Genomic DNA, 9,623 nt, shown 5'->3' with positions numbered 1-9,623 from the left:
GGGCGCTCTAAGAGCGTGTGTGAGATCGGGCTTTCGACCAGTGAGCCAGAATAACAATCTCAAACGCGCCCTCAAGGCCTCCGGCAGCACAAAAAAAATCAGGATCGCACCGTTTTTGATCAAATGGACACCGGCTCCCCGGAGGGGCCGCCCGCTGACCGTGCGGCGGCCCCTCCACGGTGAGGCTGGCGCCGGAGGCGCGGCGTTGGCCGCTCTGATCGATGGTCGGCACCCGCTCCGGTTAGTCTGATCACAACGCGGACGTCACGATGGGGACGTCACGGTGCGGACGCCGACGGCTCGGCCAGACCGGCTTCGTCCGCCAGCTGCTTGGGAACAGCCACCGGCTCCGCGCTGGCCCGCCCAGGGTGCAGTACCGCGGCGGCCAGCAGCAGGCCAAAGGCCACGCATCCGGCGCCGACGAGCAACCCGAGACGGCAACCACCGGCGAGCGCCGCGATCTGGGTACGGCCTTCCGCCACAAGCGTGGCGGTCCGCTTGGTGGACAACGTCCCCAGTGCCGCGAGGCCGACCGCTGCCGAGATCTGCATGGAGACGTTGACGATCCCCGAGGCCAGACCGGCGTCGGCGGGTGCGACGTCGGCAACGGCCATGGTCAGCAACGGCATGAACGCCGCGCCGGCCCCGAGCCCGACAAGGGTGAAGGAAACGAAGAGCGTCGGGAAATAATGGACGTGCTCGCCGTCGCCTCCCTGAGCGAAGAGCAGCAGGCCCGAGAGCATGACGGCCAGCCCCCCGAGGAGGACCTGTTTGGGGCCGAAGCGGGACACCAGCCGGGTGGTGATGCCGAAGGAGAGCGCGGCTATTGCGAGGGTTTGCGGCAGGAACGCCAGCCCAGTGCGGATCGCGTCGTACCCGAGGACCTCTTCCAGGTACAGCGAGCCGAAGAAGAACACCCCGTACATGCCGGCCATCACGACCGCGCGTACGGCGCTCGAGCCGACGAGGCTACGCAGTCGCAGGATCCGCGGCGGAACAAGCGGGTTCGGTGTGTGTGACTCACGGAAACCGAATGCGGCGAGCAGCGTGACCGAGACCGCGCCGAGCCCGAGCGTGTACGTCGACAGCCAGCCATGCTCGGATGCCCGCACGATCGCGTCGATACCGGCCAGCGCCGCCGTGGTGACCAGGATGGCACCCGCCGCGTCAACCCCCCGGCGCAGGCCGGAACCGGAACGTTCGGTGATGAGAGCGGCGCCCGCCAGTAGCGCGAGAACGCCGATCGGGATGTTGATAACGAAAATCCAGTGCCATCCCAGGGCCCGCGTGAGCACGCCGCCGAGCAGCAGACCGAGCGAGCCGCCGCCGACGGTGACGAGCAGGTAGGTGCTCATCGCCCGAGCGCGCTCACGCGGCTGCGGGAAGTCGGTGACGATGAACGCGAGAACGGTCGCCGACGCGAGCGCTCCACCCAGGCCCTGCGCGAAGCGGGCGACGATGAGGACCGTCTGATCGCTGGCAAGCCCGCAGGCGGCCGAGGCCGCGGTGAACAGCGCGACGCCGCCGAGGAAGACCTTCTTGCGCCCAACGAGATCGCCCAACCGGCCGGCGACGAGAAGGAAGCTGCCATAGCTGATCAAATAACCGTTGATGACCCAGGTAAGGCTGGCCTGGCTGATTCCCAGATCATGCTGGATGACGGGCAGTGCAACATTCACCACGCTGGAGTCAAGAATGATCATAAGCTGGGCCGTCAGGACGACGAGAAGGGGGAGCCACCGTCGGTATGAGCGCATGGCCGAAGCTGGAACGATAATTTCGCTCATAGGATAATTACTATAACATTAGCTACCAAAAAAAGATTTTAATACATAAATAGTTAGAATTATTAAGATAATTACTGTTACCTGCACCGAGCCAGGCGCGATCGTTGCGCTGACGCGCCTGGCTCGGCGTATCTACCGCAGGGCCGCCGACGTCATCTCGTCTACCGCATGTCCGCCGGTAGCGGCGCTCCGGTTCCGGCTCGCCGCCGGACGCGCGGAGGGAACGCTGCCCCTGACCGGCGGGGGCCAGCGACCGGTCAGGGCCCACCGTGTCGATCCCTCCCTGCTGCTGCGGTCTCTGCCGCACGGACCCGCGCCGGACGATTACCGCCTGGTCTGCGAACGCACGATCTCCCAGGTCACGTTGTCACCGTGCTGGGCGGTGTAGAACACCCGCCAGTTCTTGTTGAAGGCGTCCGGTACCCGGGCACCGAGGATGCCGCGAATACTCGGGTCCCCGTCGGAAACATGGATCCCCGTGAGCTCGTTGTCCCCGTCGTTCTGGAATCCGCTGCCACTGATCGAACCGAGGCCGGAGTCTATCGTGGCCGACGGGTCACGCCCCTCCGCGAGGAACCGCAGCGGCTGCTGACCGTCCGCGTAGTTGTGCCACACGTCGAACAGGTAACCGGAATCGAGCGCGTTGCGCTGGGTATGCAAGGTATCCCCGGCGTCCTCGACAAACGCGACGTGGTTGTGGTCGAGGAACGCGACGTTGTCGAACCCGGTGTGCACCTGGTCGCCCTTGTAGAACAGGGTGAGTTTGCCGTTGTTGGCGGTCGCGCTGGTCTGGGTGAGTTTCAGCACCGAGCCCCAGCCGCCGTATTCGGCGTTCGCGACCGAACGCGCGTCGGTGTCGCCGGTCTCGTCGAAGTAGAACTCACGGAAGTCCGAGCCCGGGCGGAACTGGCCGTTCTCGGACCGCTTGAACGGGGTCGCGCCAGCCTTCTTGGCCGCCGCGTTCGCGTCGAACGCCAACCCGCTGGGGTCGGTCGCGGTGTCATGAATCGTCACCCAGTGGGTGTCGAAGACAGTACCGTACGTGTGCAGATCCTTGGTGTCCTGGCTGAAGGCGTTGCCGTCCGGGTGGTCGGCGTCGATCGGCTGGAAGGTGATCGGCTTGCCGGTACCCGTCGAGATCACCTGGAGGGCCTGGAGCTTGCCGCCCTTGGTGAGGTCGGCGGTGTCCACCGGCACGAACCGGTAGACGAAACTGTTCGGCAGCTTGGTGAACCTGCCGGGAATCGTCGTGCCGCCGACGTCCTCAACGAGCCACAGGTTGCCGGCGGAGTCGTTCTGAATGCCTTCGTACCCACCGCGGCCCAGGACGGTGGAGATGTCCTCGACCTTCGAGGCGATGTCCGGCGTGGCCTGCCAGACGCCGCCGTTCGCGCCGGCCTCCGCGGTGAACAGCAACCGCTGTGCCCACGGATCCCAGGTGGAACCGTCGAAGTTCGGCAGTGCTTTACCCGCGACGTCCGTCGTGGCGAGCAGGGTGACCCGATGGGCCGCGTCGGCGTCGAGGTTGACGCGGGTGATGTAGCCGGGCTTTCCGCCCTCGTGCCCCTGGAACAGGAAGTGCGTCCCGTAGTCGTAGCTCGGGTCGGCGCCGTGCTGACCGGTCAGGCGCAGGTAGGTGTTCTTGTCCGGCTCGGTCTTGCTGGCCTCGACGTTGTGCGTCGTGCTCTGCACGTCCCCCGGTGCGGGCAGCAGGTTCGCGGAGTTACCGTCATAGCCGTAGTACGGCACCTCGGGTGTTCCGTTTTCCAGCCTGTTCGAACCCTGGGCGACGGCGATCTCGGACAGCTCCGCCGAAAGCGCATGGGCCACCGGCACGTTGGGAACCTTGGCGTTCGCGGTCAACACGGGGGTCAGCCCGAGCGCGGCGGTAGTGCCCGGCTCCGCTTGCGCGGTCGTGCCCAGCACCAGCCCGCCCAGCACAGCGGCGCCGGCCACCCCAGCCGCGACAACCGCGGCCCGGGAGCGTTTGGTCCTCACTGACATATGCATCCTTCCCCCTGGCACCACACATCGGGCACCTCCGGGGGGATACAAACGGGTGCGGGCAACGACTGGTACGCGGTTGTCCAGCCAACGCGAATCCTGCTTGTGAACATTGGATGGCCGAACGGGCCGACAGCCACCGAACGCTGGCGAACGCCAGCGGAAAACAGGCCCACGGCCGCCGTCGCCTGGCGGGCCATATCGAGACGGGCGAGGCCAGCACAAGCGACCCGGCGCGCGCCGTGAGCGGCGGTGACCGGCACCACGATCACCTGTGAGGTGTCCTGTGCTCGCCCCTGACGATCAGCCGAGGATGGGGCCGGCCGGCTCCCGATGCCCCGTCCTCGGCTGCCCCGTCCTCGGCGGACCCGCCTGCCTGTTTTTTACCGACCCGCCCAGTGCTGGTGGGCGCGTGGGCGTACCAGGGTGAAGCTGTCGAGCTCGGTGTAGCTGGACGAACCCGCGGCCGCGCCGTAGTGCCTGACGGTGATGGTCGTCTTTCCGCCGGGCGCGTCTGGCTCGACGTCGAACGAGGCGAAACCGTACGGAGTGGCGAGATCACGGTAGGCCGACCACGGCGCGGGTTCGGTCGTGGTGAGCGCCCTGCGCTGCGTCGTCGGGTCGCCAGCGGCGACATCGTAGATCACGACGCCGTCCTGGGGCGCGTCGAACGCGGTGGCCGGCGTGGCAAAGGAATGCCCACCGCCACCGATGATCATATGTACGGTCCCGCGGGTCGTGTCGATGACCTTCGCGTCGTCGGCCTGCGGGGCGGGCGTGAGCAGTGAGCTGCCGGGCAGGGTCCCACGCACGGGGAAGGTGCGTTCGAAGTGGTGCTCGTGGCCAGCGAGCACCAGATCGACGCCGTACTGGTCGAACAACGGCAGGAGCTCCCGGCGAATGCCGAGATCCGCGCCGTTGAAGTGCGCGGAGGACATCGCGACCTGGTGCATGAACACCACGATCCAGTCGATGTCATGGTCGTGCCGCGCCGCCGCCAGCGTCCGTTCGAGCCAGGCCCGCTGCTCGCCGTGGCTGTACCCGTGGATGTAGGGGTCAAAGCCACTGCTCGCGTAGTTCGGGACGTGGTCACGGCGGTAGCCGCTGAAACCGCCGTCCTGCAGGCACACGTCGTCGTTGTTGAGCGAGATGATCCGGACCGAGCCGACGGTGAAGGCGTACCAGTTGCCGGCGAAGTCGGGCACGTCCGAACCATTGCCCGGCAGGCCGAACCGGGTCTGGTAGGCGAGATAGCCCTGCGGGCCGTTGCCAACCTCGTTCTCGTGGTTGCCCGCGCACGGCATCCAGGGCCGGTTGCGCGCGGACCGCATGTTGTTGTTGAAGAAGCTGCGCCAGGTCGCCACCGGGTCGTCGCTGACGTTCGCGTAGCACAGGTCGCCGTTGACGAGATGGAACAACGGGTCGAGCGTCTCGACCGCGTCCACGATGTAGCCGGAGTTCACCGACGACGGGCCGAGGCCCTGTCCCACCGGCGCTGGTATCGCCTGGTCACCGAAGCTGGTGAAGCGGAACCGCCTGCGTCCGCGTGGGGCCGTGCGGAACGTACCTTCCGCCGGCGGGGCGCCACGATGGTAGACCTCGTAGGTGAAGTCGGTGTCGGACGGCAGCCGGTCCAGCTCGGCGTGGTAGGTCCAGACGGTCTGCCCGGTCAGTGCCTCGACGTAGACACGCTCCTGCGCCTCAATACTCGTCCCGAAGCCGGAACCGTGCCGCCCGAGGCGCAACCGGGGTCGACTCACCCGCTCCGGCGTCGCCCACGACACCGTGATCTGACTGGCCGCATCCGCGCCGAACTGGACATGCAGCTGTTCGGGGGACGGCGCTCCCGCGACCGCGGGCTGACGCACCAGCTCGGCCGCGACGCCCGGACGTTCCAGCAACGGCACCGCGGCGGCGGTGAGACCCGCCACCCCGGCTGCACGCAGGAGCGCACGGCGCCCCAGCGCCGGCCGCGATCCAGCTATGGCAGGTTCCTCGTTCATACGGATTCCTCCCCGTTGGCACATCGACACGTCAACACAATCGGCATATCGACACATCGGCACGTCCTCATGGCCGTGTCTGTGCGCATCCTGATCGCTATAGCTGTCCACGGGGCCAATGCGGCGTGAAGGGCATTGGCCATCCGCGTGAGCGCCGGTCGAACCAGCTCCCCTCGCCCGTCAGGCGCCGAGCTCAGCTCACCAGGGCTACCGCAATTCACCAGGGTTACCGCAATCCGAAAACGACGCGATACCCGGCTGGACCAAACCGACGGACTCTGCTCAGGCATCCCGGCGGCGCAGCAGGACGGCGGCGCCGGCAAGCGCGGCCAGCGCATACCCGCAGAACAGCGCGAACCCGGTCCACGACGACAGCGCGGAGGGCTCGTGCAGGACTCGAAAAATCGCCTGTCCGGCATTGCTCGGCAGGTACTTTTCGATGTGCTCCCGCCAACTCGCGGGCAGGAACAAAACGATGATCGGAAGTACCAGCAACAGCGCGAACAGGGTCGCAATCCCACCGGCGGTGCTCCGGAGCAGCGCGCCGAGAGCGATACCCAGCACACCGACGACCGTCAGGTACAGACCGCCGCCGATCACCGCGGTGAGGACGCCCGGCCGCGACAGCGTCGTGGAGATGTGTTCGGACGCCAGCATCGCCTGGCCAGCAGCGAACGCCACGAACGACGCGACGGTCATCAGCACAAACGTGACCAGGGCAAAGACCGCCGTCTTCGCCCACAACACGGGCAACCGCCTGGGGACCGCGGCCATCGTCGCGCGGATCATGCCAGTGGAGTACTCACCACTGACGATCAGGACGCCAAGGACTCCGACCGGGAGCTGCGCGAGGAAGATCCCGCTGAGGCTTGTCAGGGTGGGGTCAAAGAGAAGGCGGTCACGCGGATCATCCTCATTCCAATGACTGGCGCTCCCCCAGGAGATAAGAATACCGAGCCCGATTATGATCACAAGCGCGGCCAACAGCGAGTAGCGGGTCGAGCGTAGCGAGTACAACTTCGTCCACTCCGAACGCATGACCCGCAGTTGGGTCACCCCCACCGCCGGTTCGTTCCGCGCCCGCGGGCTGCCGCCGTCCCTGTCGATCTCGGTAACAGCGGTCATGACGATGCTCCCGTCGTGGCTTGTGCGGTGAGAGCATCGGCCTGGTACTCGACGCTGTCCCGGGTGAGATCCATGAACGCCTCCTCCAGCGACGCCTGTTGGGGCGTCAGCTCATACAGCACGATGTCGTTCTCCGCCGCCGTCCGGCCGATCTGCTCGCTGGTGAGGCCGGTGACCTCCAGGATGTCGGGCGCGCTGGCGGTTACCGTCGCATCCACGCTCACAAGCAGCTCACGTAGTTGGGATGCCTGCGGCGACCGGACCTTCACGGTGTTGGTCGACGCACCGTGGATGAAGTCCGCGACGGATGTGTCCGCGATCAGGCGCCCGCGGCCGATCACGATGAGGTGCTCGGCGGTCAGCGCCATCTCGCTCATCAGGTGCGAGGAGACGAAGACCGTCTTGCCCTCCGCAGCAAGCCCCTTGAGCAGGTTACGAATCCAACGGATGCCCTCTGGATCCAGACCATTCACCGGCTCATCCAAAATCATGATTGAGGGATCGCCCAGCAGCGCGGACGCGATCCCCAGCCGCTGTCCCATCCCGAGGGAAAAACCACCCACCCGCTTGCGCGCGACTTCGCGCAAACCGACCAGATCGATCACCTCGTCGACCCGGCGCCGGGGGATCCCGTGCGTGTGCGCCAGCGCCAGCAGATGGTTGGTGGCCGAACGACCGGTATGAACCGACCGGGCCTCCAGCAAAGCCCCAACCTCACACAGCGGAGCGGAAAAATCACGGTAGCAGCGGCCATTGACCATGACCCTGCCGCTGGTGGGCTCATCCAGACCGATAATCATCCGCATGGTCGTCGATTTACCGGAACCGTTCGGCCCCAGAAAACCCGTCACCACGCCAGGCTCCACGGCGAAGCTCAAGCCGTCGACCGCCGTCTTTTCCCCATAGCGCTTCGTCAGCCCCTCGACCTTAATCACAGTGCGCCCTCCACAGTTTCCGGTGTCGCCGACGCCACCGACATTACGGTCGTCGTCGCTGCCGCCGACCGGCGGCAGCCTGAAATCCGGCGATGGGTCCGGCTGGCGAGACCCATCGCCGGGCATGCCCCCGACATCTACGATCAGCGATCGTGGAGTGGAATCTGCGGACCTGTGCCCGTAAAGGGCATGTCACCTACCGTCCGGACGAGCCGGCTCTGGCCGACCGGCTGGTAGCACAGACCCCGGCTGGGCCGGCCTGGCGCTGTCTGCGCTGCGGGGACTTCGTCGTCGCTGATCCGGTCGCGGCCGGGCCAGCACGCGATGCACCGGTGCTGCTGCGCGGCCGGGCGCTACGGGACGCGACGGTGCTGCGGCTGCTCGCGGTGGAGCGCATCGTCCGCGCGGTGCTACTGGCTCTGGTCGGCTACGCTGTGCTGCGGTTTCGCCAGTCCGAGGCCGACATCCAGGAGCTGTTCGACAAGGCGATCCCGGCCGCGAAACCACTCGCCTCGGTCCTGCACCTGGACCTGGACAACAGCCCGACGATCACACACCTGCGGCACCTCATCCACACCAAACCGAGCACCCTGCTGCTGGTCGCCAGCCTGCTGTTCGGTTATGCGGCTATACAGATCGTCGAAGGTGTCGGGCTCTGGCTGCTGCGGCGATGGGGAGAATACTTCGCCGCCGTCGCCACCTCGGTCTTCCTTCCGTTGGAGGTCTACGAGCTGACCGAACGGGTCACCGTTCTGCGAGTCGTCGCCCTGGTCATCAACGTGGCCGCCGTTGTGTATCTCGTCGCCGCCAAGCGCCTGTTCGGGGTGCGCGGTGGACGCCGGGCGTTCGAGGCGGAACGGCAGAGCACATCCCTGCTGGAAGTCGAGCAGTCCGCGGAGCTACCCGACCATGAACTGTCCGGTAAGGCGTAGGCCGTCATCCCCATCATCCCCGCTATCCCCGCGCTATACCGCTCACACGGGTATACGGCGTAAACAGCGGGGAGCCCCGGCTCATCCAGCGGACAGCGCAGCGGACATCCCCGATCTGTTGGCCTCCTTAAGACGCGGAAACGGTATGGCTAACCGGCCGGTTAACATATTGTGATATCTGCTCAGTCGACTTCGGTGTACAGCGCCGCCTGTCGGCCCCAAGCCGTTAGATCATGCTTGACCTCCATGATCATAACTCCTCTCCGCACCGGCGCCCGGCGGGCATCCGGGCGTACCCGGGGTATTCTGGAGGAGAAAATTTTGCCCATGCCGAGTCTGCGTGCTCGGCGCGGAGGGGAGCAAGAAAATGGGACAGCCGGTCGTTCATTTTGAAATTATTGGCAATGACTCCGAAAAACTGAAGAACTACTACTCTGGCCTGTTCGGATGGAAGATCGAATCCGATAACCCGATGAACTACGGGGTCGTACAGCGCGTCGGCAATGTCAACACCGATGGCGTCGGAATCGGCGGCGGTGTCGCGGCGGCTCCGGAGGGGTACGCCGGTCATGTCACGTTTTACGTCGAGGTACCCGACGTAGAAGCCGCGCTCGTGAAAGCCGAAAACCTTGGCGGGTCACGGATGATGGGGCCAGAAAAAGTGATGGAAGGGGTCGAAATAGGACTCTTCAACGACCCCGAGGGGCACTTGGTCGGTGTCGTGCGGTCCGCGTCGTAACAGTTCCCCGTGCATATACCAGGGGCCCCGCTCGACGCGGGGCCCCGCTCCTATCAGAGCTGGCATGGGCATGGGGCAGATGTCTCAGCAGACTTAGA

8 protein-coding genes are annotated in these 9,623 nt (G+C 66.0%); 3 read left to right on the top strand and 5 right to left on the bottom strand.

All coding sequences use genetic code 11. The annotated features are described in order from the left end of the window. Positions 1-278: 278 nt before the first annotated feature. Positions 279-1,787: an MFS transporter gene (locus MJ777_RS01665; RefSeq protein WP_239372619.1), complete on the bottom strand. Its 1,509-nt coding sequence runs from the start codon at positions 1,785-1,787 to the stop codon at positions 279-281. A gap of 324 nt (positions 1,788-2,111) precedes the next feature. After that, positions 2,112-3,785: an alkaline phosphatase PhoX gene (locus MJ777_RS01660; RefSeq protein WP_239372617.1), complete on the bottom strand. Its 1,674-nt coding sequence runs from the start codon at positions 3,783-3,785 to the stop codon at positions 2,112-2,114. A 122-nt stretch (positions 3,786-3,907) separates the two neighbouring features. On the opposite strand from MJ777_RS01660, the gene MJ777_RS01655 reads away from it, so the two are divergent. Continuing rightward, positions 3,908-4,069 (top strand): hypothetical protein, encoded by a 162-nt coding sequence (locus tag MJ777_RS01655; protein WP_239346448.1) that lies wholly within the window; start codon positions 3,908-3,910, stop codon positions 4,067-4,069. 105 nt (positions 4,070-4,174) lie between these two features. On the opposite strand, the gene MJ777_RS01650 is transcribed toward MJ777_RS01655, so the two are convergent. The 3 genes from MJ777_RS01650 to MJ777_RS01640 form a co-directional block, all read right to left on the bottom strand. Then, the gene (locus tag MJ777_RS01650; RefSeq protein WP_239372615.1) at positions 4,175-5,794 is read right to left on the bottom strand and encodes a fibronectin type III domain-containing protein; all 1,620 of its coding nucleotides are present in this window, start codon (positions 5,792-5,794) and stop codon (positions 4,175-4,177) included. A 282-nt stretch (positions 5,795-6,076) separates the two neighbouring features. Further along, positions 6,077-6,919: an ABC transporter permease subunit gene (locus tag MJ777_RS01645; RefSeq protein WP_239372613.1), complete on the bottom strand. Its 843-nt coding sequence runs from the start codon at positions 6,917-6,919 to the stop codon at positions 6,077-6,079. Further along, positions 6,916-7,854 carry an ATP-binding cassette domain-containing protein gene (locus MJ777_RS01640; protein WP_239308314.1) on the bottom strand — a complete coding sequence of 313 codons (939 nt, stop codon included), beginning with the start codon at positions 7,852-7,854 and terminating at the stop codon, positions 6,916-6,918. Before MJ777_RS01640 ends, MJ777_RS01645 begins: the two co-directional genes overlap by 4 nt. 92 nt (positions 7,855-7,946) lie before the next feature. On the opposite strand from MJ777_RS01640, the gene MJ777_RS01635 reads away from it, so the two are divergent. After that, positions 7,947-8,786 (top strand): DUF2127 domain-containing protein, encoded by an 840-nt coding sequence (locus MJ777_RS01635; protein ID WP_370652617.1) that lies wholly within the window; start codon positions 7,947-7,949, stop codon positions 8,784-8,786. A 340-nt stretch (positions 8,787-9,126) separates the two neighbouring features. After that, on the top strand, positions 9,127-9,525 hold the full coding sequence (locus tag MJ777_RS01630) for a VOC family protein (protein ID WP_239346452.1): 399 nt from the start codon (positions 9,127-9,129) through the stop codon (positions 9,523-9,525). The last annotated feature ends 98 nt before the right edge of the window (positions 9,526-9,623 follow it).

Source organism: Protofrankia sp. Cj5 (assembly GCF_917627405.1).
Classification (GTDB): domain Bacteria; phylum Actinomycetota; class Actinomycetes; order Frankiales; family Frankiaceae; genus Protofrankia.
This window is presented reverse-complemented; position numbering and strand designations above follow the sequence as displayed.